Genomic DNA, 752 nt, shown 5'->3' on the forward strand with positions numbered 1-752 from the left:
AAAATATCCTATTTCAGTGTTATGCCATGTATTTAATGTGAACCGGAGTAGCTATCGCTATTGGGTGAGCCGTGAAGTTGTGGCGACACCTGAGCAGCGGCTTTTAGAATGTGAAATCAAAGCAATACATGCTGAAAGCCGGGAGTCTGCGGGGGCTAGGAGTATTGCGACTATCGCCTCTGAACGTGGCTTTGCGTTAAGTCGTTATCAGGCTACTCGGTTAATGAAAAAGCTTGGACTAGTGAGTTGCCAACACCTCAAACACCGCTATAAAAAGGCTGAAAATGAGCATGTGACTATCCCTAATGCACTCAAACGACAATTTGCAGTTGTCGAACCTAACACCATTTGGTGTGGTGATGTGACGTATATTTGGGCGGGTAATCGTTGGTGTTATTTAGCGGTTGTGCTGGACTTATTTTCGAGAAAAGCGATCGGTTGGTCGATGTCACTTTCACCGGATACTGAGTTAACGGTGAAGGCGTTAGAAATGGCATTTGAATCACGAGGAGAGCCAAAAAACCTGATATTTCATTCAGATCAAGGTAGCCATTATACCAGCCTTAAATACCGTCAGCGGCTGTGGAAATATCAAATAATCCAGAGCATGAGTCGTCGCGGTAACTGCTGGGATAATGCACCAATGGAGCGGTTTTTCAGGAGTTTAAAAACGGAATGGATCCCAATACAAGGCTACAAAAGTTTTACTGAAGCTAAACAAGATGTGACCGATTATATCATTGGTTATTACA

Annotated in this window: 1 protein-coding gene; it reads left to right on the forward strand. The window is 43.6% G+C overall.

Annotation, left to right across the window (positions count from 1 at the left end):
* The coding region (locus FW758_RS24685; RefSeq protein WP_446446837.1) for an IS3 family transposase at positions 1–752 on the forward strand (752 nt) is incomplete at both ends.

This window comes from Shewanella sp. 1180_01, assembly GCF_052850535.1.